This window comes from Streptomyces sp. NBC_01506 (genome assembly GCF_045040295.1).
GTDB lineage: Bacteria > Actinomycetota > Actinomycetes > Streptomycetales > Streptomycetaceae > Streptomyces.
Map to the genome: position 1 here is coordinate 5,209,204 of NZ_CP109422.1, position 22,962 is coordinate 5,232,165.

Below are 22,962 nucleotides of genomic sequence, written 5' to 3' on the forward strand. Positions count from 1 at the left end.
GTCAACGTCACGCTTCGGTGTCCCGTGCCCCCAAGGGGCCCGGGGCACTGCTCCGCGCGCACTACCCTTGTCGCGTGACTATTCGGCTGTACGACACCGGCGCCCGGCAGATCCGTGACTTCACCCCGCTCGTCCCGGGCTGTGTCTCGATCTACCTCTGTGGTGCCACCGTGCAGGCCGCACCGCACATCGGGCACATCAGGTCGGGGCTCAACTTCGACATCCTGCGGCGCTGGTTCACCCACCGCGGCTACGACGTGACCTTCGTGCGGAACGTCACCGACATCGACGACAAGATCATCGCCAAGTCGGCCGCGCAGAACCGCCCTTGGTGGGCCATCGGTTACGAGAACGAGCGCGCCTTCAACACCGGCTACGACGTCCTGGGCTGCCTGCCGCCCACCTACGAGCCGCGCGCCACCGGGCACATCCCCGAGATGATCGAGATGATGCGCGGCCTCATCGAGCGCGGTCACGGCTACGTGAGCGACGGCAACGTCTACTTCGACGTGCGGTCCTTCCCGGACTACCTCCAGCTCTCCAACCAGGACATCGACGAGCTGCGCCAGCCTTCGGGTGAGGGCGAGACCGGCAAGCGCGACCCGCGCGACTTCGCGATGTGGAAGGCCGCCAAGCCCGGCGAGCCGTCCTGGGAGACCCCCTGGGGCCCCGGCCGGCCCGGCTGGCACCTGGAGTGCTCCGCCATGGTGCACAAATACCTCGGCAGCGCCTTCGACATCCACGGCGGCGGCCTCGACCTGGTCTTCCCGCACCACGAGAACGAGATCGCGCAGGCCAAGGCGTACGGCGACGAGTTCGCCGCGTACTGGCTGCACAACGCCTGGGTCACGATGAGCGGCGAGAAGATGTCCAAGTCGCTGGGCAACTCGGTCCTGGTCAGCGAGATGGTCAAGCACTGGCGCCCCATCGTCCTGCGCTACTACCTCGGCACGCCGCACTACCGCTCGATGATCGAGTACAGCGAGGAGGCCCTGCGCGAGGCCGAGTCCGCCTTCGGGCGGATCGAGGGCTTCGTCCAGCGCGTCATCGAGCTGGCCGGCCACACCGTCGAGCCCGCCGACGAGGTGCCGCCCGCCTTCGCCGAGGCGATGGACGACGACCTGGGGGTCCCGGGGGCCCTCGCGATCATCCACACCACCGTCCGGCAGGGGAACTCGGCCCTCGCCGCCGACGACAAGGAGGCGGCGGTCGCCCGCCTCGCCGAGGTCCGCGCGATGCTCGGAGTTCTCGGTCTGGACCCGCTGGACGCACACTGGACGGGAGCGGGTGCCGGCGAGGACGGCCCCGACGGGCGGGACAGCCTGCACGGGGTGGTCGACACCCTCGTACGACTGGTGCTCGACCAGCGCGAGGCGGCGCGCGCCCGCAAGGACTGGGCCGCGGCGGACGCCATCCGGGACCAGCTCCAGCAGTCCGGACTGGTCATCGAGGACGGCCCGGCGGGCCCGCGGTGGACGCTGGGCCCGCGCTGAGCGGGGCGGGCGCTGAGCCGGGCGGACACCACGGTCTGCTGAAGGCGGGCGCCACGGCCTCCTGAAGAGGAGGGGCCGGGCACTGCGGGGCTCCGCCCGCCGGCCCGCGATTGTGCTGTCCGGCCGCCGGGCGGCACACTCACGTGAACGACGTGAACGAAGTGAATTTCTCACGAACCGACGAAAGCAACGAAACAGGTAGGTCATGGCCGGGAACAGCCAACGCAGGAACCGCCGCACGTCCAACAAGAAGGGCGCGCAGGTCGGCAGCGGTGGCAAGCGACGCCGCGGCCTGGAGGGCAAGGGCCCGACGCCGCCCGCGTCCGCCCGCAAGGGCCATGTGCAGAACCGTGTCTCCAACGCCAAGGCCAAGCTGACCGCCCGCCGCCAGGTCGCGCGGCGCGGCGGCAAGGGCACCAGCGAGATGGTCGTCGGCCGCAACCCGGTCTTCGAGGCGCTGCGCGACGGCGTACCGGCGACGATGCTCTACGTACAGCAGTACATCGAGAACGACGAGCGCGTACGCGAGGCCCTTCAGCTCGCCGCCGACCGCGGTGGCATCCATCTGATGGAGGCCCCCCGGCCCGAGCTGGACCGCATGACCAACGGCCTCAACCACCAGGGCATGGTCCTCCAGGTCCCGCCGTACGAGTACGCGCACCCCGAGGACCTGGCCGCCGCCGCCTTCGACGAGGGCGAGGACCCGCTGATCGTCGCGCTCGACGGCATCACCGACCCGCGCAACCTCGGCGCCGTCGTCCGCTCCGTCACCGCCTTCGGCGGTCACGGCGTCGTCGTGCCCGAGCGGCGCGCCGCCGGGATGACCGCCGGCGCGTGGAAGACCTCGGCCGGCACCGCCGCGCGTACGCCCGTCGCCCGTGCCACCAACCTCACCCGGGCGCTGGAGAGTTACCAGAAGGCGGGCCTGGCCGTCGTCGGTCTGGCCGCCGACGGGGACACCGAGGTCGGCGACCTCCCGGCGCTCGGCGGCCCGGTCGTGATCGTGGTCGGCAGCGAGGGCAAGGGCCTGTCCCGGCTGGTGGGCGAGACCTGCGACTACCGGGTGCGGATCGCGATGCCGGGCGGCGCCGAATCGCTGAACGCGGGCGTCGCGGCCGGTGTGGTGCTGTACGAGGCGGCCCGCCGGCGCGCCTGAGCGGGGCGGGGTGCGGGGCGGCCTTCGTACCGGGGCGGGGGGCCACCTTCGTACAGATGTCCCCGTCCCGGCACTCTTGACGGGTCTCGGACATTTACCGGCCGTCAAGGCAGTGTCCTAAACACAAGTCACTCGGTTAGATGAGTGTGGACACCAGAACGCCCCGGCCCGGGTTCGACGAACAGCCCCCGCTGAGCATGGTCAAGGTGGACTGCGATCCCGCGCAGGTCATCGTGAACCACGCCAGCTTTCGGGTGCAGCTCGCAACGAGCCAGCGCCCCAGCCCCGCACGCGCCACCGCGGACACCGCGCGGATCCCCGCGATGAGCGGCCCCGGAGGCGCGGTCCGCCGCCGGGCCCCGGTCGTCTGGAGCGGCAGGTCGGAGCCGGGCGACCTCGGAGCCACCGGGCTCCTCCAGGCCGTACGGAACTCCTCCGCGACAACGGCGGGCGCCGCCCTCGCCGAAGGGCCGGGCGGCCCGTACGAGACGGGGGCCACCGGCTCCACCCAGGTCATCCCGCGCATCGACGTGGGGGAAGACACGATGCCGACGCCCCGCGTGCCGCGGCGCGGTGGCGGCGCGGGGTCCGACACCCCTCTGCTGCCTCCCATGCGCCAGGCCGTGGGCGCGTACGACGCACCGGAGTACGACACGTACGGCGCGGGCGGCGCACGCCACCGCGGCGGGCACGACGACCGTGACGACCGCGAGTACGAGCGCGACTACGACCGCGATTACGGCCGCGACGGTCATGGCTACGACGGCGGGGACTACGACGACCCGCGCCACGACATCTCGGGGGCACAGGCCGCCGAGGCCGCCGTACGGCACGCCTACTACCCGGGCCGCCGTATGAACCTCGGCGTGGTGCTCCTGCCGCTGCGCGTCTTCCTCGGCCTCATCTCCATCTACGCGGGCATGGGCAAGCTCTGCGACCCCGTCTACTTCGACGGCGGCAAGCGCGGCTCCATGGTCACCTGGCTCACCTCGCTCCAGCCGTGGGCGCTCGCCGAACCCCTGCGCGACTTCGCCCTGTCACACCCCGTCGGCGCCGGACTCAGCGTCGCGTTCCTCCAGGTCGTCGCCGGTGTGCTCACCGTCCTCGGCCTCTGGCAGCGGCTCGCCGCCTGCTTCGGGGCGCTGCTCTCCGCCGCGCTGATCCTCACCGTGAGCTGGCGCACCGTCCCGGTCTACGACGCGCCCGACATCATCTACCTGGCCGCCTGGTCCCCGCTGATCATCGCGGGCGCCCCGGTCTACTCGATGGACGGACGCCTGGCCGGCGAGGCATGGCGCAAGCTCGGCCCGCGCTCGCCCCTGAGGGACCTGCGGCGCCGGGTCCTGCGCCGCGGCGCGATCGTGGCGACCGTCGTCATCGGTCTGACGCTGCTCATCGGCTCGATGCTCGGCGGAGCCGTACGGTCCACGGACATGGTGACCGTGCCCGGCCCGAACAACCCGGTCAACCAACTGCCCGGCTCACCGCTCCCGCAGAAGTCCGGCAAGAGCAGCGCGTCCGGCTCGCCCACCGGCGACACCCGGCAGAACGGCGGCAGCGCCGCGCCGACGGCCGGCCAGACCAGCGGCCCGGCGGCCGAGCAGTCGACGCCGGGCACGGACCCGGCCCGCGAACCCGGCCGCACCGGCGCGGCCGGACAGCCCAGCCAGTCCCAGGGCACCGGCCAGGCACCCCCGCGGACAGCGCAGCAGGCACCACCGCCGTCGGGCAGCCAGGGCCCCGCCACGAGCGGTGGCTCGACGGGCGGCGGAGGCGGAGGCGGCGGCACGACCGGCGGAGGCGACGGCGGCGGCAGCACCGGCAGCACGGGCGGCGGGGGCGGCTCGTCCACCGGCGGCGGTGGCGGCGCCAAGAACCCGATCGGCGGCCTGCTCGGCTGAGCGGCGACCGGAGCGCGTACGAGGGCGGCCACCCGGCGGGATCGGGTGGCCGCCCTCGTACGCGCGCTGTATGCCCGTCTGCGGGCCCGGAACGTCCCGTACCGCTCCCAGGGGGGCCAGGGGGTCTCCGGGCCCCACAGGGCCCGTCAGGAGCGCTCCACTCCCGCCACTCCCGCCATGAACGTCAACGGGCGGCGGCGGCCAGCTCCTTGGCCGCCTCCGTGAGGTCCTTCGCGGTGTCGATGGCCCGCCAGTACGCGCCCTGCGGCAGCGGGAAGCCCGCCAGTTTCCGCTCGCGCGCCAGCTTGGGAAAGGTCGTCCGCTCGTGGTCGCCGCGGTCGGGCAGCAGACTCGCGAACGCCGAAGAGAACACGTACACACCCGCGTTGATCAGATACGGCGACGGCGGCGACTCGATGAAGTCCAGCACATGGCCGAACTCGTCGGTCTCCACGGCCCCCCAGGGAATCCGCGGCCGGGCCAGGGCGAGCGTCGCGGTGGCGTCGCGCTCGGCGTGGAACGCGGCCATGTCGCGCAGCGAGAAACGGGTCCAGATGTCGCCGTTGGTGGCGAACCACGGCCGACCGGGCTCGGGCAGTCGGGCGGCGGCGTACTTGAGGCCACCGCCGCGCCCCAGCGGCTCCTTCTCCACCACGGTCGTGACACGCAGGGGGAGTTCCGACGCGTCCAGCCACTGCTGAAGCACCTCGGCGAGATGGCCGCACGAGACAACGGCGTCCGTGACGCCCTCGGCGGCCAGCCAGGCAAGCTGATGGCCGATGATCGGGGTCCCCGTCCCGGGGATCTCGACCATCGGCTTGGGACGGTCGTCGGTGTACGGGCGCAGCCGCGAACCCTGGCCGCCCGCGAGGACCACGGCCTGCGTCGGAAACGTCATCATGCCGTGAACGATAGGCGGGTCGGCCGGGGAGCCGGTGCTCAGTGCCCCGCGGTCTGCTGGGAGACCCCGTAGGCGAACGAGGTGTCGCAGACGGGGCGGGAGAACGACTGCGCGCGGGTGGGACCGTAGTGCGCGACCGCGGCCCGGCCGAGCGCGCGGGCCAGGGACATGCAGTGCTTGGCGAGCGAGGGGCGCTCCTCGATCTGGCGCTGGAGGTGGGTCAGGGCGATTCCTGGGTCCTTCTCCTGAAGCTCCACGAGCAGCTTGTCGCGCAGAACGTCCTGCGGGGCACGGGACTTGGCGCGTACGGACGCCTTGTCCGAGGACGCGGTGAGAATCTGTGCCTCGGAACTCTTCGCGGCCCACGGGACGGTCGCGACCGCCAGGGTTCCGGAGAGTACGAGGACGACGGGCAGTACGAGGGCGAGACTTCGGCCGATTCGGCGGGCAGTGTGGGTCACGCAGGCGAGCGTAGCGGTCAGTGATGATTTGGCGACATTTAGTCACTCGGCCGAGGGATGGTTCGACAGGGCTTTTCGAATCGGGTGTTGACGCACACGATTCGAAATGACCGGTGTGCCGGGGTATTTGTCCGCGCGAGCGGCATACGCAAACGGCCCCGCACGGTCGGTGCGGGGCCGTTCATACGCTCTTACGTTCAGTCCTGCGTTCAGTCGCTGAGGCGCTCGCCCGTGGACGACGCGAAGACGTGCGTCTCGCCCGGACGCGGCACGACGTGCAGCTTGGCGCCCTTCTCGGGAACGGCACGGCCGTTGACGCGGACCACCAGGTCCTTGTGCTCGCCGCCGACCTGCGCGTCGCCGTACACGTAACCGTCGGCGCCCAGTTCCTCGACGACGTTGACGGTGACAGCCAGACCGGCCGGCTTGTCCTCGGTGTCCTTCGACAGCGACTTGGCGGCCTCGCCGCCCTGCTCCACGATGTCGAAGTGCTCCGGGCGGACACCGACGGTGACGGTGCTGTCACCGCGGTCGGCCGCGGCGGACAGCGCCTCACGGGAGATCGGGACGACGCTGTTGCCGAACTTCACACCGCCGTCGGTGATCGGGACCTCGACCAGGTTCATGGCCGGGGAGCCGATGAAGCCGGCGACGAAGAGGTTGGCGGGACGGTCGTACATGTTGCGCGGCGAGTCCACCTGCTGAAGAAGACCGTCCTTGAGGACGGCGACCCGGTCGCCCATGGTCATGGCCTCGACCTGGTCGTGCGTGACGTACACCGTCGTGATGCCCAGTCGGCGCTGGAGCGAGGCGATCTGCGTACGGGTCGAGACACGGAGCTTGGCGTCGAGGTTCGACAGCGGCTCGTCCATGAGGAACACCTGCGGCTCACGCACGATGGCGCGACCCATGGCCACACGCTGGCGCTGACCACCGGAGAGCGCCTTCGGCTTGCGGTCCAGGTACTCACTGAGGTCGAGGATCTTCGCGGCCTCTTCGACCTTCTTACGGATCTCGGCCTTGTTGATGCCGGCGATCTTGAGCGCGAAGCCCATGTTGTCGGCGACCGACATGTGCGGGTAGAGCGCGTAGTTCTGGAACACCATCGCGATGTCCCGGTCCTTGGGCGGCAGGTGCGTGACGTCGCGGTCACCGATGCGGATGGATCCGCCGTTGACGTCCTCGAGCCCCGCGAGCATGCGCAGGGAGGTCGACTTGCCGCAGCCGGAAGGCCCGACGAGCACGAGGAACTCGCCGTCCGCGACGTCGAGCTCGAGCTGATCGACGGCGGGCTTGGTGGAACCCGGGTACACACGGGTCGCCTTGTCGAACGAGACAGTGGCCATGGTGATGTGGTCCCTTCACCGGCAGGAACGTGCCGGACGATCCGAGTAAAGGAATGGCTCCTCCGCGAAGAACGGAGGAAGGGTCTAGTCCACCTGGATGAACTTGAGGTGACGCTACCTCGCGTTTCAGGATCTGTCAGTAGGTGAGCCGCGACGAAATTCCCGGCCGACCTGTGATCCGTGCCGGTTATAGTTTTCCCGCACGCCTCCTTAGCTCAGTTGGCCAGAGCAACGCACTTGTAATGCGTAGGTCGTCGGTTCGAATCCGACAGGGGGCTCAACAGGAACCCCAGCCCGGACCCCGTCCGAGCTGGGGTTCTGTGTTCAGCGGATGCGTCGGCGCCGTCGCGCACGTGCCGCGCGGCTGTCGGTGGTCTCAGTTCTGGTCTCAGTCGCGGGTTCTGCGATCGACTCGTGGGTGGGGAAGAATGCGTCTCCCATGCGTTGCATGGCGTCCTTGGAGAGGGTTGAGCGGCCCTTGACGTAGCGGCGGGTCTGGCTGACTTGGGTGTGGCGCAGGATCTCCATGATGGTCACCAGGTCGACCCCGAGTTCGTTGAGGATCGTGCCGGCGGTGTGGCGGCTTCCGTCGTACAGGCGGCGGTCGCTGATCCCCGCTTCCTCCAGAAGTTCCTTGAACTCCTCCCAGTCGGCGCGCGGGTCGAGCGGGCGCCCGTCCGGGCGTGTGAACACCACGTCGTTCTCCTGCCAGGAGTCGCCCGCGGCGGCCTTGGCTTCCTCCTGACCCGCCCTGTGTTCGCGCAGGGGCGGGATGAACGGCGGCGGGATGGGGACGGGGTTCTGGCTTTTCTTCGTCTTCGGTCGGGTGAAGACCAGTCCGCCCCCCTTTCGCTGCGGGCAGGTGCTCGCGTGACGGGCGCACTTCTTCGCACAGGGCTTGGGGCAGCCGCGCGTGTAGCCCTTGTGCGTGGCGCAGTCGGGCGGGCAGGGGGCGAACCGGTGGAGGCGGCCCCCGCAGGCGTGCGGGTCGGGGCAGCCGTGGCGCCAGGTGAGGCGCTGGAGCTGCCAACGCGGGTGGAACAGCTCGTTGTCGAGGTCGACGTACGACCAGCGCAGTCCCAGCGTCTCGCCCTGTCGGAAGCCCATGCCGACGCCGACGATCCAGCGCATGAACGTGGGCCGCTTGGCCGCCGCGATGAGAAACGCCTTGGCCTGTTCCTGGGTGAAGGGGTTCGCTTCGGTCTCGTCCACGGACGGTGGGTCCACGAGGGTGGCGACGTTCTCGCCGATGATCCGGCGGCGGTGGGCGATCTTCAGGGCACGCGACAAGATCCTGTGCACCTTCAGCACGTGGGAGGGGGCGTGTCCGGCGTCGAGCATGGACCGGTACATCTTCTCCAGGTGCTCGGGCTGGAGCTTGTCGAGTCGGTGGGCACCGATGCCGGGAACGATGTCGTTACGGGTCTTGGACCAGTAGTCATCCAGGGAACGAGGCTTGAGCTTAAGGCTCGCGATGTCGGTGAGGTAGGTCTCCATCCACCCGGCCACGGTCGGCTTGCGCCCGGCTTTCGGCGCACGGCCCTTGTCCCGGAGTGCTTCCAGCGCCTTCACCTTGCGCTTGATCTCCGGTTCCGTGCGGGCGCGACGGTGGCGGCGGTCGGGCTTGCCGTCGTCCCGGATTCCCATGGTGACGCGTCCGTGCCACCACCCGTCACTGCCCAGGTAGATGGTGGATTCCATGTTCGGCTTGCGGGGGCTCATGTGCTCCTCCATGCGAGAGGCGGCCCCGGACAGATCGTCCGGGGCCGCCTTGTTGGTGCTGATCAGCGGGGCAGGGGTTCGAGGTGGTTCACGTACGACTCAAGGTCGCTGCGACGGATGCGCCGGCAGCGGCCCTGCTTGACGTACTTCAAGACCCCGGCGGCCATCAGCTCGTAGACAGTTGAGCGGCCGAAGCGGAGAACGGCTGCTGCTTCGGCGGGGGTGTAGAGCAGTTGGTCGGCGGGCGGGGATGCGGTGCTCATCGGTGCATGCCTCCTCGGCGCTGGGTGCGGCGGGCGCGATAAATGCCGGATGGGCTGTCAGAAATGACAGAAATCGCTGATTGGGCCTCTGAGCTGGGGTTTTGGCCTCGGGTGGGGGCGTGACAGAAATCGCGGAAAATCTGACAGAAATCCCATCCGGGGCCGTCCGGCCCGGCGGTGCCGGATCGGATCGGGGGAGGTGCCGGGTTTCTGTCGGACTTCTTATTGTTTCTGTCACGCGCCCCGGAGCGGCTGTTTCCGCAGGTCAGGGCCGGTTCGCGGGATTTCTGTCATTTCTGTCAGCGGGTGGGGGGTTTCTGTCAGCCGGTGGTGAGGCGGGGGTGGGCCTGGTAGCGCGGGGACGGCGGCCGGCCCCGTCCGGTGCGGGGCGGGAGGGGCTGTTGCCGGACCCATCCGTGTTCTTCGAGCAGCGCCAGGGCGGGGTCCAGGTCGGCCATGGCGGGGAAGTCCGCGCGGGACAGGCCCCGGAACAGAGCCCGTTTGGTGAAGTCGGCCGGCCGCATCTCCCGCAGGTGCGTGAGGACGTGGTGGGCGGCTTCCTGCGCGGGGTCCGCTGCCATGGCGTCGAACACGTCCACGGCGTGAGCGGTGAAGTAGTCACCCAGCTCTGTCGCGGCGGCCATCGTGGACGCCTCGATGGGCAGCGTCCATCCGTTGTCCGGGTGCGTGGCCAGGTGCAGGAGTCCCGCGATCCGGGCGACGGCGCCGTCGCGCTTGGACGCCCATTTGATGATCGGGTAGAGGCTCCCGCCCTTGCCGAGTCGAGACTCGGTGACCTTCTGGTAGGCGAGCATCAACGCGTCCGCCTCCGGAGTGAGCGTCAGCAGCGCGGGGTCGGTCCAGTCCGCCAAGGCCATGGCCAGGCCACCGAGGCGTTTGGCGTAGGTGGTGGCGGTTTCCTCGGACAGGAGCGCGGGGGTGAGGTTGCGGCGGCCGACGAGGGATTCGGGCCGGGAGTACAGGAACCGCGCGAGGAGCCCGCGCCCCTCGGCTCCTTCCATGCGGCCGATGGAGTCGAGGACTTGGGGCTGGATGGCCAGGCCCATGGTGACGGCGGGGTGTTCGATGTGCTCGCTGTCGCGGCCCTGCCGGTTGACGCGGATCATGTCCCCGGCGTGGCCCTTGAGGAACATCCCGATGTTCGACTTCCCGCTGTAGCGGCCGGCCATGATGTCGAAGATCTCGCCCTCTGCGGACATGACGGAGATGCGTCCACCCTGCCCGTAGAGGAGTGAGCCGATGGCCTCCGGTGTCACGTCGTCCGCGACGAGTTGCGGCACGGCGGGAACGCTCAGGCTCTCCGCTGTCTGCGCGAGACTGACGGCTTCGGCAGTGAGCTGGTCGCGCTTCTCCGGTTCGGCGCAGGCGGCTTTCTGCGCGGCCTTCTCCGCCGCCGCCTTGGCAAGCTTCGCGGTTGTCTCGGCTTCCGCCCGGACGGGTGCGGAGAGTTCCACCAGCATCTTCTCCACCGCCAACAGCGGGTCGACCATGAGCCCGAATACGGCGGACTTGCGGTTGCCGGGATCGAGTGCGACGGCGGTGTAGATGTTGACCGGCTCGCGCCAGTGACCGCGCACGCACACGGTGGCGCGTCCGCCGGCGGCGGTGGCGATGACCGCCAGGGCCAGGCACCCGGCCAGCTCCACCGGGGTCTGTGTCTCCTCCGCGACCTCGGACGCCATGTTCCGCAGCCAGTCGGGGAGCGCGTCCACGGGGAACGCCGGGAGCTCCCGGCGGGCGGACAGCGGTACGGGTTCGTCCCACACCGGGCCGGTGATGGTCTCGGGATCGAGCGCGTCGAACCCTTCCCACAGATCAGTGGTGCTCATGCGGCCAAGCTCCCTTCCCCGCCGTCGAGCAGCGGGCAGTGTGCGCGGTGGTCGGTGTGGGCTTCTACGAGTTGCTGCACGGCGGCACGGCCGATCGCGGTCCGGTCGTACCCGCACCGGCACCACGACTGGCCGGACACCTTGGCCGACCAGTCCGGCGGTGCCACAACCCGCAGCCAGCCCACGACCTCGGTGCGGCCCGTGGACGTCTGCGGGTCATGGCGGACAGGCTGAGAAGGACGGCCTGCGGCCGACGACTTCCCGACAACGACCGCACGCCCGGCACGGGGCAACGCCGGGGGCGCGGGCGGGGCGCCGTCTAGGGCGAGCTGTTCCGGTTCCGGCAGCACGCTCATGCCGCCCTCCCCAGACCGTTGGCGACGGCACGAGCCGCGTACGCCTCAGGGACGCCGACCGAGACGGCGACGCTGATGATGTGCGAGCCGAGGACGTCCAGTCCGCAGGGTCCGGGGCACTGCGCGTGCTGCCGGGCAAGGAACTGAGCAACGCCGAACGCCTGCGACCCGGCGCCCGATTCACTCCGAGAGCGGATCAGGGCCGTGCCCCGCTCCAGACCGGTGCGTACGTAGCGTTCGGTATGACGCAGCCGGTGGCCACCGAGGCATCCCACGCGGCGCGCTCCGGGGGTGAAGAGACCACCCCTCCGCCGGCGGGGGTGGTCTCTTCACCTTCAACCAGCGCGCGCACGGCGTCCGGCAGACGGACGATCGTGCCCGTGCCCGACCCGAGCCAACGGGCGTACTGCATAAGGGACTTGATGTCCACACCGGGACGCACGTTGTTGGCGGACCGCATGGCACCGAGGTAGATCCAGTGCTCCCCACGCGTCGTGGCCACGATCCGGGTCGGCGGAAGGCTCTCACGCGCCCATGCCACGGCGGCGGCGTTGTCGAGATCCACGACGGTCAGCCCAGCACCGCCGGGGTAGTAGGCGACCGCCCGCGCCTCACGCCACGCGCCCGCCCACGGCGGGGAGGTAAGCACGGTCGTGTCGGTGGTTGCGGCGGCCCATCCGTGGCACGGCGCCGGGCAGACGCACGCGCCCGCGCGCTTCATGTGCGGACGGTCGCCGCAAGCGTTGTCACGGCATGCCGGGCAGTTCCCGAATGGCAGCTTCCCCGAGCGCAGCGGCAGCACCGGCACACCCGCCGTAGCGAGTTCCAGGGCGGTTCGCAGGTACTCACTCATGCGGGAGCTCCCATCTGCGGAGGCAGTCCGCCTAGGACCCGCTCACGCCACTTGAGGGCGTACTCGATGCAGTTGGCGCAGTTCTTGTGCGTGTGGTCGGGCATGGGTGGGCGTTTGCGGGCGTGGTAGCTCCAGGCCATGGAGTCGGCGGTGGCCATGAGGTGGCCGACCTTCTCCAGCCCGAGGGTTTTGAAGCCGAAGCCGTGGAGCTTGATGTCGTGCCCGGCAAGCGTGGTGACGATCTCGGCGCCTTCGCGGGTGGACTGGCGGCGGCAGACCGAGCCGAGCCCGACGAGCGGTTCCGCCGTGAGGTCGATACCGGCCCGGTCGTACAGGTCGACGCAGTGCTCGTAGTCCTGGAGTTCCCAGCCCTGCAACACGGGGATGATCGGCAACTCCGGTGCCAGCGAACGCAGTTCGAGGTAGTTCGCGACGGTCCGGCGCTGGTGTTCGGCGACGCTCAGATGGGTGCCGACGAACCTGAGCGGCCCGGCCGTGCCGCCGTGGATGATGAGCGGTTCACACATCCAGTCCTGCGGGGCCGCCCAGTCGAAGGGGCCGACTCCTTCCCAGATGCGGCGCAGATCCGCGACGTACTGCCGGGGGCTGCGGGTCCAGCGGCCGTGTTCCTGGAGCTCCCAGAAACCACCGGAGTCCACGGCATAGGGGCCGAGGGCTTCGGGCAGCTTGACCGCCTTCACGAAGTGCTCTGACTTCAAGAACAGCGGCTTGTCGGTGAGCTTCACCCAGTGGCGTTTGTGGGTGGTCAGGTAGAACTTCACGACGCCTCCCGGACCGCGTGGGTCGGGAGCTCCCGGCGGGGTCGCCGGATCAAGGTCGGTTGAGTCATGCTGAATGTCTCCAGTCCTGTGATGGGTGCTGGCAGACGAGGGCGGCCCCGGCTTTGGCGAGACGGGGGCCGCCCTCGGTCGTGCTACTGGTCGGGTTCGAGTTGGTTGTGTACGGCGCGCAGGAGGTCGGTGGTGGGTGTCCACAGGCGCAGGCGCCCTGTTGCCGGTACGGGCTCGGAGAGGGTGCGGACTTGGGTGAGTGCCCAGTGGTAGGCGTTGGGTTCACTCCACGGGGCGCAGCATCCGCCAGCCGATGCTGCGTGGATGTCGACGAGTTCGGCGGTGGCGATGACCGCGCGGCGTGTGTCCGGCCACGCGGCCAGGGCTTCCCGGTCGGTGATGATGAACCGGCCCATGGGGTCGTAAGTGGCCCCGGCGTGGATGAGGACCGGGCCCCGGTAGCGGGTGGTCCAGGACCGGTTTTCGACGCGTTTCGTGCCGTGGGTGATCGCGTCGGCCCACGGCTGTTTGATGGTCAGTGACCGCATACTGCGTTCCTCCCGATGGTTACTGTGCGTGCAGGGAGGGAGGCGGGAGTCTCCCCAGGAAGGCGCTGTTTCCGGGGTTTCCCGAGGTGTGGAGGGGTGCCTCCCCTGCCTCCCCTAGCGTTGATCTGTGCTGATCAGGCGCGGGGAGGCGGTGGAGGGGAGGTAGTAGGGGAGAACTCCCCGCCTCCCCTACTACCTCCCCTTACGAAGCGTCACTTTCGGCGGTGTCCTCGTCGCGGTCTTCGATGCCTTCGAGGACGCGGGAGCGGCGGACGGTCATGATCCCGGAGAGCTTGCGGGGCTCTGCTCCGATCTCCGCGAGGGCTCCGGTCAGGTCGGCGAAGGTCCACTTGCTGTACTGGTCGGGCCAGGTCGCCATCAGGGCGGCCAGGACTTCGGTGGAGCGCATGGTGGCCCTGTCACCGAGGACGGTGAGGATGTTGGCCGGGTGGTCGGCGGGCTCGTTGGTGGTACCGCCGGCGGCGGGGGTGATGCCGTCGCGCAGGGCCAGGGCGCGGTTGACGACGGGGGTGATCTGGTCGGTCTTGGTGTCCTTCTTGACGTAGTAGGCCCGGACCAGTTCGAAGGGATTCTTGGTGAATCCGACCGTCAGGGCCGTGCCGATGTTCTCGGCAGGGTTGAGGGTGGTCGCGGTGATGCCCGCCTTGTGCTTGCCGGTGCCGAGCAGCCCGTCGTTGGCGATGTGGTCCCCGACCGCGAACGCGACACGGTGGCTCGTGTTGCGGGTGACGTCCTTCGGGATGCTGTCCGCCGTTGGGGAGACCGTCACCCAGATCAGGGTGATGCCCACCTTGCGGGCCTTCTTCATCACCTTCACCGCCAGCTCGGCGGCCTCCTCACCGAACTTCTTGTGCATGAACAGCTCGTGGCACTCATCGAACACGACCACCTTCGGGCGCATCCTCGGATCCCGCTCCGCGATCCCGCGCGTGAGGGCCACTTCGTCCCCGCCCATCTCATCCAGGAGCTTCCCGCGCTGGGTGACCTCATCCCGCAGGGACCGCAGCGCTTTCAGCGCGGCCTCGATCTGCTCGTCCTCGTCGCCCTTGACCAGGGTCCGAAGTCGGGGCTTCATCACGTCGTAGTCGACGTTGTAGGCCATGACGTAGACCTCGATCTCGACCAGCCGGTCGAGCATCGCACCGAGCAGCAGGCCCACGACCAGCGAGGACTTACCCGAGCCCATGATGCCGCCGACCATGTAGTTGGCGGCCATGAGCTTGCCCGCCACCGGCTCACCACGCTGGGACACCCCCAGGGGCACGCCTTTGAAGTAGTCGGCCTCACCCGCGGCAAGCAGCGGCCAGTCCGGCACCTTCCCCGACAACGAGCCCTGGTCGGCCACCCACAGGTCCAGCACACCGGGCTGGTTGTGCGGCTCGGTCGGCCACACCTCCACCGGCTTGCGCAGCAGGTTGTGCGCGAGGACGGCCTTCTTGCCGTTGACCATCTCCACCGTGACCCCCAGCGGGAGCTGGAGTTGGGTGTGCCAGCCGTTGCCCAGACGGCCGGTACCGGAGACCCAACGGGGCTGCCAGCCTTCCTTGACCGCCTTGTTCAGCGGAGCGATACCCAGGTGCCGAAGCGCGTCCAGAATGGCGCCCTCATCAGGGACAACATCCTGCCCATCCCCTTTGGCGACGGGCATCGCCCACTTCGGGGCCGCACCACGGGACCTACCCACGGCCCACAACCCGAGAACGGCCAGCCACGGGGCGAGGACCATGGCCGGACCCCCGACCACACCGACGATCATGCACATGGTGTAGATGAAGTCGACCACGCCCATCGTCGGCGCGATCACATCGCCGATATCACCGCCCGAGGCCGCCATGACGGTCCCGATGCCCAGCAGCGCACCCTCCGCCGCAGCCACGCCGATGACACCGGCCTTGGCCATGCCGGGGATACCGGTGACCAGCGCCATCCGCCGGGCATGACGGGCCTGGCGAAACCGGTCGGCCCGGTCCTGCCACTCAGCGGCCACTTCCTGCTGCCCGGACACTTCGGCCGCTTTGATCATCCGCTGATGAACGGCCGTCGTCCGGCCGTCCCACGCACGTTTCGTCAGCACGAGCCCGCCACCGACCACGTACGAACCGTGCCGGGCAACCAGACGGGCCGCAGTGCGCGTCCGGCGGTGGGTCAGAACCCTGCGGAGCCCGCCACGTCGGGCCGCCGACGTCTCGACCGGTGCCCCGTCCGAGCCCGGAGGGGTGGTGTCTTCCACCGGCTTCACGACTGGCGTTTCAGCCTCGGGCCGGTGGTCGTCAAGGCGGTGCACGGTACCCACGGCTGGAACCTCCGCTATCAAGTCGGTCATGATGAATGCCTCCTGCTCTCTGAAGTGGAGCGGCGGGAACCCCGGACGGCCGTCTACCGGCAAAGTCGCCGGCCGTCCGGGGGTGGTCAGAGTCCGAGGCGCCGCGCGGCCTTCTCCGTTCGCTTGAGCGCGTCCTCAGCCGTGCGCATCGCCTTCCTGGCGGCGTCACGGCCGGACCGGTCGCTCGTGCGCACGGTGGTCTTCGCGGCGGCGACCGCGTTCCGGTCCTTCTCCAACTGGCCTCGCATCGCGGCCAGTTCACGCGCGCCGCGCTCCTCGGCGGCGGCGTCGATACGGTCGATGGCCCGGTCGTAGCGGGTGGTGTCGGCGTCGGCGGCGGCTTGGCGCACCCCACCGAACAGGGCACGGGCACGCTGACGACGCTCGGCGGGGGTGTAGCTGCGGTAGGTGTCACTCGACATGACGGTGTCCTCCCAGATCAGCGGGTCAGGGCGAGGGTGTGCTGGTCGCTCAGGTAGGCCTTGATCTCCCGGATGAGGCCGTGGGGGTCGTCCGGGTCCTCGGGCCCGAGAGCGTCATCAGGTCCGTCGTCGTCGGGGTCGTCGCCGCACCACTCGCATTCGATGTCCGCCCAGATCAGGCCCCGGTCCCACAGGGAGTGGGCAACAGAACCGGCGACCGAGACGATCGCGGACGGAACGAACACGGCCAGCGCGAGGTACGTGACGGCCGTCGCGAAGGGATGCGCGATCAACAGATCAACCGCGCAGAACCCGCCGATGGCGGTGATGGACGCGATCGAGTGCGACCGGTTCAGCAGCACCTGACGCGGGAAGCGGACGATGTCCCGCCACAACGTCAGGTAGTCGGCGAACAAGCGAGGCAGATGATTCATCGGGAGTCCTCCCGGTTCAGCGGGTGATGGCGGGCCTGGTCGGCTCCCCTCACCGCCCGTACGGGACGGGCGGATCAGGCAGCCGTCAGGCGGGCCGCAACTCGCTGGTGTGGCACAGCACCGGGCCGATGAGCAGGCTGATCCCGTTCACGGTCCAGCGGCCCTCGGTCAGCGGTCCGGGCGGGACTTCGTCCACGATCCGGCCGGTTCGACCGGCCGCACGCGGGTCGTCCTGGCAGGAGGTGATCCGCACCTTTTCGCCTGCCTGGAAGCCGCTCACGACTTCCCCCGACGCGCCTTGCGCACGTTGTGCGCGGCGGCCGTGCCGTCCGCACCGCCCACGGAGCGCACGACAGATACGACGCCCCAGGTCAGGGCGACGGCGAGGAACGTGAGGATGGCCAGGTTCGCGGCGATGGCGGTCAGGGCGCCGACGAGGAGCGGGCCGAAGTACACGCCGGCCGCGACGGTTCCGGCGCCCATGCCGGAGCCGAGCGCGATCCGCTGAACCGTGCGGTCCGGCGGGGCCTGGTGGATGTGCTGGTGAACGACCTGCGGACCCGCCGGAACCGTGGGCGCGGCGGGCGCCTGGTAAGGGGTCAGGTCCGTCTCGGTGGCGTAGGCATACGTCCCATCGGGCCGTCGCACCAACGGCGCGGGCATGGGGAGTTGGTCCATGGTGGTGTCCTCTCGGGTGACCAGGTGGTGCGGGGAGTGCCCCGAGCCGGATTCGATCCGGCGCCCTCACGGCACGTTGCCGGGGCGGACGAGCTGGTCAGGCGGCGTGCTGTTCCTCGGGGGTGGCGCACGGGACGCACATGCCGAGCGACGTGGGGATGCGGTATCCGGCGTCGTGGTGGCACTCGGGACAGACGCGTTGAGCGGCGTTCGCCCTGGCGAGAGCCGCCCACTTGGCCGGGGTCATCGGCCGTACCGGCAGGGCGCGGTCGCGGTGGTAGAGGTAGGCGACGCGCAGGGCGGGCGGGGAGCCCGACTTCCGGCGGCGGTTGGAGTACCACAGGAGTTGTGCGGCGACGCCTTGGCCGCCGGGCCGAAGCCCGGAGGCGCGGAGTTGACGGCGGGTGGCGTAGCCGTCCGGGGCCATGTGGAACGGGAAGGTCGGGATGCCGTACATGTCGCCGTCCGGGTCGAAGAACCGGGCGGTCATCAGGCAGCCACCCCCGCCCCGTCCGCTCCGGTGGCGCGTTCGGCGCGCAGAGTGTCACGCAGTCCGCGCGCCTTCTCCGCCGACGTGTGGACGGCCTTGCGGATCGCGTCGGCCGTCAGGGCGCGGTCCGACCAGTCGGCCGTCAACTCCCGTGCCTCGGTGAGAAGTTGGTCGGGTGTGCGCTTCGTTCGGGGTGTGCGTGCGGCGTCCGGTACCCGACCGGTCGCCCGGCGCGGGCGGGGCGACTCGGCGGCGACCGACGCGAGAACGGGGGGCGACCCGACCGGTACGACCGGTGCGCTCGCGTCGACCGGAGTCGGGTCGGGAAGGCCGACCGGAGCGGGCGCGGCGGCAGGTTCCGGGGTCGACTCTCCCAGGTCAGACATAGACTGATTGATGCCAATCGCGATCATTTTGTGGCTGTTTGTGGTCGGGATGGGTTGGCGGTGCATCAGCCAGTCCGCGACCCGCCGGGCGATACCGGTCCGCGCCGGGGCGGCGGGAGTCGGTTCGCGCATGGCGTCGGTGAGAGCGGTGGTCGACCGGACCGCGTACCGGTGGAGCTGCGGCGTCATACCGGGCTCGTCGGTGCCGTGGACGATCGACCATGCGCGGGCCCACGCGTCCTCGGCAGGGAGGCTGCCGAGCGGGGCGGCGGACGTCAGTCGGTCGGCGAGTCGGGCAACCGTCTTGTGGTGACGGCGGCGGCGCCGGTCGTGCCGACGCTGCTGCCGCTGGTCGCCCTCACCCGCCTTCGCGGAGAGCGTCGACACCCACTGGCGGACCTCGAACAGGACCGGCCCGAGCAGCGTCACGGCGGCGAGCCCGATACCGGCCGTCGCCGCGTCGGACGGGGACAGCCCGTCAAGACCGGTGCCGTAGCTGTAGTTGACCGAGGCGGCGAAACCGGCGGCCACGCCGACCAGTCCGCGCAGCAGCCACCGTACCCAGCCCGGCAGACCGCGTTCATCGGCGTACGCGACGCCGGCCGCCATGACCCACGCGGCGCCCTCGATCGCGAACGGCAGGGGCAGCAGCATCGGGGAGATGTGCACGAAGTGCAGGACCTGCGCGGGCAGGCTGCCGAGCGCGGACGCGGTGACCAGCGCCAAAGTGCCCTTGCGGTACACGTTCCCGGCGGTCAGGGCCGCACCCCGCGCCGCGCTGCGGTCGGACCGGGCATCGGCCCGCGCCCGCTGGGCGGCGGCCCGTTCGGCGGACTGCTGCTCACGCAACCGGGCCGCCCGCTCGTCGGCGGCCCGCTGCCGGACCACGCGCCGCTCCTCAGCGGCAGCGGCGTCGATCCGCCGCTGCTCCGCCTCGGCGGCCTGGTCGGCGCGTCGTTCCTGGCGGTAGTCGCTCATGCCGCCACCCCCGCGCCGGTGTCCGCCGCCTGCGGAACGGCCGCGTAGGCGACCAGCTCGATGTCCGCGCCCCCGTACGTTCCGTGCGCTTCCAGAGCGGCGGCACGGCCCCCGCTCTGGACGTGGAAGTCGACGGCGTCCGGCTCGATGTTCAGGGCGTGGCGCCACTGCTCGAAAGCGGCGAAGCTCTCGCCCACGGTCGTCCCGTGGAGCGAAAGAACCAGCCGGTTCGGGAAGATCGTGGACACGTCCAGCGCGGGCGCCGGCAGGTGACCGAAGTCGACCGCGAGCAGGCGCAGAGCCCGCAACGGCACGGCCAGCGCGTCAAGCGTCAGGACCCCGTTCATGCCGCACCCCCCGGCACACTCACGGTGGCGCCCTGGTTCGAGAGCTCCCGGCGGGCGGTCAGCGCGCGGTGCCGGGCCCGGCGGATACGGCGGGTGTCCAGCTCGTTGGCCGGCCGGTCCATGGCGGTGATCTGCGCGTCCAGCAGGTCGACGTCCGCGAGGATCGCGGGCATCTCCAGCTCGACCGCGTCCAGCTCCGCGTCGGTGGGCTCAAGCCACGGGGCGAAGGCGGTAACGGCCTGTTCAACGGTGACGATGTGATTCATGAGTCGGGTACTCCCTAGCAGGTGGCACGGCTCACCAGCGGCCCCGGAGGTGCAACTCCGGGGCCGCGCGCCGTTGCGGGTGGGGTGTGGGCGGGGCTACTTCTGGGCGGTGACCGTGACGTTGCCGGTCGGCTCGTATCCCCTTGAGCGCAGACTCTTCTCAACCGCCTTCTTGGCGGCCTGCGGCGACGATGCGCTCAGCGTGCCGCTCGCGCTCGTGATCTCCCCAGGGTTCAAGGCGTCAGCGAGGTCTTCGGCGGTGAAGCGGTACTTCGGCATGGGACTCTCCCTCGGATCACGGGCCCGGACTGTCCGGTTCCCCGCAGCCCCGGCGGAGCCGGGACTACAGGCAGCCGTCAGACGGACGCGATGATCAGCGCGCCGACCAGCAGCCACACGTGGTGAAAGGACTGGTCCAGCGCGTAGGCGCCGGTCCCGAGCGTCGGGGCGTACCCGCCCTCTGCGGTGGCCGGGGCCGCCGGGTGCGCCGGCGTCCCCAGGCGGTAGAACTCACCCTTCCCGGTCACCCTGGCCAGCCACGCGAGCGTCGACCGGCGGTCGGCCCACCAGTGGGTGACCGCGTCGACCGCGAACCCCAGGACAAGACCGAGGGCGCTCACCCGAAGGTCAAGCAGGAAGACGACCAGCAGCAGCGCTACCGCCTTCGTGAGCGTCAGACCAAGGACGTGCCGGGCATCGGCCAGACGGCCGACCCACCCCGGCTTCCCCTTGTCGGCGGCCTGGCACGACGACTGAACCCAGTGATCCCCGACCGAATGGCCGACGTACAGGGCGACGAACACGGCGGCGAACGTGGCGGCGGCCATCACCGACCACCCCGCCCACGCGCGGCGTCCGCACTGCGCTTGTTCGCCTCAGCGACCAGACGCCGCATCTCTTCCTCTTGCTCCTCTGTCAAACTGATGACCACAGGTGCCTCCTTGTCAGGTGCCTGTAAGGCGTCGCCCGGAGTTGCCTCTCCGGGCGACGCACTCGTGTGTGATGGGGCTTCCTGCATCCCCACGCCGACGACCAACCCAGCCCGCAGAAGCGGTAGGGGCTGGTCAACGACGTGCAGCACAGGGCTGCCTTGCGCGGACGTGAGCCGCACTGGCCGCCGAATCGAGGCGGGCGGCCCAATTTGTGTCCACTGTTGAGTTCTCAAGAAACGACCAGCTCAGGGCCCGATGGCGCACGACCGAAGCCGTCTTCCAGAGCGAGCAATCCCGAACCGACACACCAGCACCAGCCCCACTGTCCTAGGACTGTGGCTGACGAGTGAGACTCTGCCGCACAGTCTCGGGACTGTCAATAGTCCTGGGACTGTGTTTGACTTAGGTCTGTCGAGAGGAGTTCTTCATGGCGCCCAAGTGGCGAGAACTGGCAGACCGGATCGCGGACCGGATCAAGAGCGGTGAACGTGGATACCGCCCAGGTGACCAACTGCCTCACATTCGCGACCTGGTCGAGGCTGGTGAAGGTTCCAAGTCCACGGTCCACGCCGCTTACAAGGCGCTAGAGGCCGAAGGGCTGGTTACCTCATCGCGCGGGCATGGCACCGTCGTGCGGCAGCAGACGCCGCTCAAGCGGCTGGGAACCGGGCGGTACGACAAGGCCAAATGGCGGGACGGCGACGAGGTCGCGTTCATCGCCGACCGTGTCGCTTCCGGCCGCGCGTACCGCCGTGACGAGCAGACGCAGGCCATAAGCTTCGGCCCAGCGCCCGCAGAGGCCACGGCAGCTCATGGCCTTCCTCTGGGTGCTGAGCTGTATGCCCGAGCGCGTCTTGTGAAGGAAGGCGACCAGCCGACGCACACCCTGACCAGCTACTACCGACCCGAGCACGTCGAGGGAACTCGACTGGTCGACCCCACCCCTGGACCAGCCGGCCGAGGCGGTGGGTTCCGTGTGCTGTACGACGCGGGATACGAGATCGACCACATGACCGAGTCGTTGTTCGCTCGCATCCCGACGCCGGAGGAGGTGAAGCTGCTCCACCTGCCGACCGGTGAGCCGGTCGTTGAGTTGCACCGAACCACCTACACGGCAGATGGCACAGTCGTTGAGTTCGCCTTGGGGGTGCACGCCGCCTCACGCTTTGCGTGGGAGTACGACTTCAAAGTCCCTGACTCCGCACAAGAGACGAGGGAAGATCGATGATCTCAAGTCAGGCATGGGCAGACGCCCGGAGACTGTGGGACTTCCACCAGATGCACCATGAGCCGAGACCGTGCTCGGTCGCGGTCGGCCTCGGCAGCCATGACCTGGGAGTCGCTGACACCGCCGTGGACTTCTACCGGCGTGGCATGGCGCCGCTCATCGTCTTCACAGGGGCGACCAGCCGAACCACGGCGGAGCGCATGCCACGCGGCGAGGCCGTCCACTACCGGGAGCGCGCCCTCGCGCTTGGGGTGCCCGCCGCCGCCGTGCTCGTCGAGCCTCAGGCTCGAAACACGGGCGAGAACATCCGCTTCTCGCGGGCACTGCTGACAGAGGCCGACGTGAAGGTGTCCTCTGTGTTGTTGATCAGCAAGCCATACGAGGAACGGCGCGCGTACGCCACGGCGCGCAAGCTCTGGCCTGAGGTCGAAATCGTGAGCGCGTCGACGCCGATGACCTTTGAGGCGTACGTGGATTCCATCGGTGACGGGCGCCTCGTGCTTGACATGCTTGTCGGAGCGCTACAGCGTTTGATGATCTACCCGAAGCAGGGGTTCATGATCTCCCAGCCTGTACCGAACGACGTGGAGGCGGCCTACGAGCGGTTGCGCCAGGAAGGCTTCACAAGCCGAATCGTGACTGACGGAGCCCCGGCCGACCGCTGAACCGGGGGCCGCCTGCGGGTTGTCGAACGGCGGCGATGACGACCACCAACGACTACGGCGATGCCCGCGCAGACTGCGCGGGCATCGCCGTTTTCACTGCTACGCCCAAGGTGTCGAACCCCATCCGGCGGTCCTGCCACTTCTCGATTGG

The 22,962-nt window shown here is 69.8% G+C and carries 25 protein-coding genes, 1 tRNA gene and 1 pseudogene; 6 read left to right on the top strand and 21 right to left on the bottom strand.

Annotated elements, in window-relative coordinates; all coding sequences use genetic code 11:
• Positions 1 to 74: 74 nt before the first annotated feature.
• From cysS to OG329_RS22995, 3 genes are all read left to right on the top strand, one after another.
• Entirely contained in the window at positions 75 to 1,493 is a 1,419-nt protein-coding gene (gene cysS, locus OG329_RS22985; protein ID WP_405797694.1) for a cysteine--tRNA ligase, read from the top strand.
• Between the two features lie 205 nt (positions 1,494 to 1,698).
• Positions 1,699 to 2,649, top strand: a complete 951-nt coding sequence (gene rlmB / locus OG329_RS22990) for a 23S rRNA (guanosine(2251)-2'-O)-methyltransferase RlmB (protein WP_405797695.1) — start codon at positions 1,699 to 1,701, stop codon at positions 2,647 to 2,649.
• Between the two features lie 140 nt (positions 2,650 to 2,789).
• Positions 2,790 to 4,550, top strand: a complete 1,761-nt coding sequence (locus OG329_RS22995) for a DoxX family membrane protein (RefSeq protein WP_405797697.1) — start codon at positions 2,790 to 2,792, stop codon at positions 4,548 to 4,550.
• Positions 4,551 to 4,734: 184 nt separating this feature from the next.
• On the opposite strand, the gene OG329_RS23000 is transcribed toward OG329_RS22995, so the two are convergent.
• The 3 genes from OG329_RS23000 to OG329_RS23010 all read right to left on the bottom strand — a co-directional run bounded on the left by OG329_RS23000 (position 4,735) and on the right by OG329_RS23010 (position 7,258).
• Positions 4,735 to 5,451 carry an NDP-sugar synthase gene (locus OG329_RS23000; RefSeq protein WP_405797699.1) on the bottom strand — a complete coding sequence of 239 codons (717 nt, stop codon included), beginning with the start codon at positions 5,449 to 5,451 and terminating at the stop codon, positions 4,735 to 4,737.
• A 38-nt stretch (positions 5,452 to 5,489) separates the two neighbouring features.
• Positions 5,490 to 5,912, bottom strand: coding sequence for a hypothetical protein (locus OG329_RS23005; protein WP_405797701.1), 423 nt, complete (start codon positions 5,910 to 5,912; stop codon positions 5,490 to 5,492).
• A 209-nt stretch (positions 5,913 to 6,121) separates the two neighbouring features.
• Positions 6,122 to 7,258: an ABC transporter ATP-binding protein gene (locus OG329_RS23010; RefSeq protein WP_405797703.1), complete on the bottom strand. Its 1,137-nt coding sequence runs from the start codon at positions 7,256 to 7,258 to the stop codon at positions 6,122 to 6,124.
• Between the two features lie 204 nt (positions 7,259 to 7,462).
• Between OG329_RS23010 and OG329_RS23015 the strand changes: the two genes are divergently transcribed.
• Positions 7,463 to 7,536 (top strand) — tRNA-Thr (locus OG329_RS23015).
• 46 nt (positions 7,537 to 7,582) lie between these two features.
• Here the strand turns inward: OG329_RS23015 and OG329_RS23020 are convergent.
• The 18 genes and pseudogenes from OG329_RS23020 to OG329_RS23105 form a co-directional block, all read right to left on the bottom strand.
• Complete coding sequence (locus tag OG329_RS23020) at positions 7,583 to 8,980, bottom strand: tyrosine-type recombinase/integrase (protein WP_405797705.1); 1,398 nt, start codon at positions 8,978 to 8,980, stop codon at positions 7,583 to 7,585.
• 62 nt (positions 8,981 to 9,042) lie between these two features.
• Positions 9,043 to 9,243, bottom strand: a complete 201-nt coding sequence (locus tag OG329_RS23025; RefSeq protein ID WP_405797707.1) for a helix-turn-helix domain-containing protein — start codon at positions 9,241 to 9,243, stop codon at positions 9,043 to 9,045.
• A 320-nt stretch (positions 9,244 to 9,563) separates the two neighbouring features.
• Complete coding sequence (locus tag OG329_RS23030) at positions 9,564 to 11,093, bottom strand: YfjI family protein (RefSeq protein ID WP_405797708.1); 1,530 nt, start codon at positions 11,091 to 11,093, stop codon at positions 9,564 to 9,566.
• Positions 11,090 to 11,449, bottom strand: coding sequence for a hypothetical protein (locus tag OG329_RS23035; RefSeq protein ID WP_405797710.1), 360 nt, complete (start codon positions 11,447 to 11,449; stop codon positions 11,090 to 11,092). The genes OG329_RS23030 and OG329_RS23035 overlap by 4 nt, the downstream gene beginning before the upstream one ends.
• Positions 11,446 to 12,302 (bottom strand): annotated as a pseudogene (locus OG329_RS23040) (bifunctional DNA primase/polymerase). Before OG329_RS23040 ends, OG329_RS23035 begins: the two are co-directional and overlap by 4 nt.
• Positions 12,299 to 13,084 (bottom strand): hypothetical protein, encoded by a 786-nt coding sequence (locus OG329_RS23045; protein WP_405797711.1) that lies wholly within the window; start codon positions 13,082 to 13,084, stop codon positions 12,299 to 12,301. The pseudogene OG329_RS23040 and the gene OG329_RS23045 overlap by 4 nt, the downstream one beginning before the upstream one ends.
• 152 nt (positions 13,085 to 13,236) lie before the next feature.
• Complete coding sequence (locus tag OG329_RS23050) at positions 13,237 to 13,641, bottom strand: ASCH domain-containing protein (protein WP_405797712.1); 405 nt, start codon at positions 13,639 to 13,641, stop codon at positions 13,237 to 13,239.
• A 202-nt stretch (positions 13,642 to 13,843) separates the two neighbouring features.
• Positions 13,844 to 15,736, bottom strand: coding sequence for an FtsK/SpoIIIE domain-containing protein (locus tag OG329_RS23055; protein ID WP_405797714.1), 1,893 nt, complete (start codon positions 15,734 to 15,736; stop codon positions 13,844 to 13,846).
• A 335-nt stretch (positions 15,737 to 16,071) separates the two neighbouring features.
• Entirely contained in the window at positions 16,072 to 16,407 is a 336-nt protein-coding gene (locus tag OG329_RS23060; RefSeq protein WP_405797715.1) for a hypothetical protein, read from the bottom strand.
• A gap of 17 nt (positions 16,408 to 16,424) precedes the next feature.
• Entirely contained in the window at positions 16,425 to 16,841 is a 417-nt protein-coding gene (locus OG329_RS23065; RefSeq protein WP_405797717.1) for a hypothetical protein, read from the bottom strand.
• Positions 16,842 to 16,926: 85 nt separating this feature from the next.
• Positions 16,927 to 17,121, bottom strand: a complete 195-nt coding sequence (locus OG329_RS23070) for a hypothetical protein (protein ID WP_405797718.1) — start codon at positions 17,119 to 17,121, stop codon at positions 16,927 to 16,929.
• Positions 17,118 to 17,519, bottom strand: coding sequence for a DUF6251 family protein (locus OG329_RS23075; protein ID WP_405797720.1), 402 nt, complete (start codon positions 17,517 to 17,519; stop codon positions 17,118 to 17,120). Before OG329_RS23075 ends, OG329_RS23070 begins: the two co-directional genes overlap by 4 nt.
• A 97-nt stretch (positions 17,520 to 17,616) precedes the next feature.
• Complete coding sequence (locus tag OG329_RS23080; protein WP_405797722.1) at positions 17,617 to 18,009, bottom strand: RRQRL motif-containing zinc-binding protein; 393 nt, start codon at positions 18,007 to 18,009, stop codon at positions 17,617 to 17,619.
• The gene (locus OG329_RS23085; RefSeq protein WP_405797724.1) at positions 18,009 to 19,373 is read right to left on the bottom strand and encodes a hypothetical protein; all 1,365 of its coding nucleotides are present in this window, start codon (positions 19,371 to 19,373) and stop codon (positions 18,009 to 18,011) included. The genes OG329_RS23080 and OG329_RS23085 overlap by 1 nt, the downstream gene beginning before the upstream one ends.
• Positions 19,370 to 19,720: a hypothetical protein gene (locus tag OG329_RS23090; RefSeq protein ID WP_405797726.1), complete on the bottom strand. Its 351-nt coding sequence runs from the start codon at positions 19,718 to 19,720 to the stop codon at positions 19,370 to 19,372. The genes OG329_RS23085 and OG329_RS23090 overlap by 4 nt, the downstream gene beginning before the upstream one ends.
• On the bottom strand, positions 19,717 to 19,986 hold the full coding sequence (locus OG329_RS23095; protein WP_405797727.1) for a DUF6284 family protein: 270 nt from the start codon (positions 19,984 to 19,986) through the stop codon (positions 19,717 to 19,719). Before OG329_RS23095 ends, OG329_RS23090 begins: the two co-directional genes overlap by 4 nt.
• 96 nt (positions 19,987 to 20,082) lie before the next feature.
• The gene (locus tag OG329_RS23100; protein ID WP_405797728.1) at positions 20,083 to 20,265 is read right to left on the bottom strand and encodes a hypothetical protein; all 183 of its coding nucleotides are present in this window, start codon (positions 20,263 to 20,265) and stop codon (positions 20,083 to 20,085) included.
• 77 nt (positions 20,266 to 20,342) lie between these two features.
• Positions 20,343 to 20,813: a transcriptional regulator gene (locus tag OG329_RS23105; protein ID WP_405797730.1), complete on the bottom strand. Its 471-nt coding sequence runs from the start codon at positions 20,811 to 20,813 to the stop codon at positions 20,343 to 20,345.
• A gap of 532 nt (positions 20,814 to 21,345) precedes the next feature.
• Here OG329_RS23105 and OG329_RS23110 point away from each other — a divergent pair.
• Both OG329_RS23110 and OG329_RS23115 read left to right on the top strand, forming a co-directional pair.
• Positions 21,346 to 22,146 carry a GntR family transcriptional regulator gene (locus OG329_RS23110; protein WP_405797731.1) on the top strand — a complete coding sequence of 267 codons (801 nt, stop codon included), beginning with the start codon at positions 21,346 to 21,348 and terminating at the stop codon, positions 22,144 to 22,146.
• Positions 22,143 to 22,811, top strand: a complete 669-nt coding sequence (locus tag OG329_RS23115; RefSeq protein ID WP_405797733.1) for a YdcF family protein — start codon at positions 22,143 to 22,145, stop codon at positions 22,809 to 22,811. Before OG329_RS23110 ends, OG329_RS23115 begins: the two co-directional genes overlap by 4 nt.
• Positions 22,812 to 22,962: the final 151 nt, after the last annotated feature.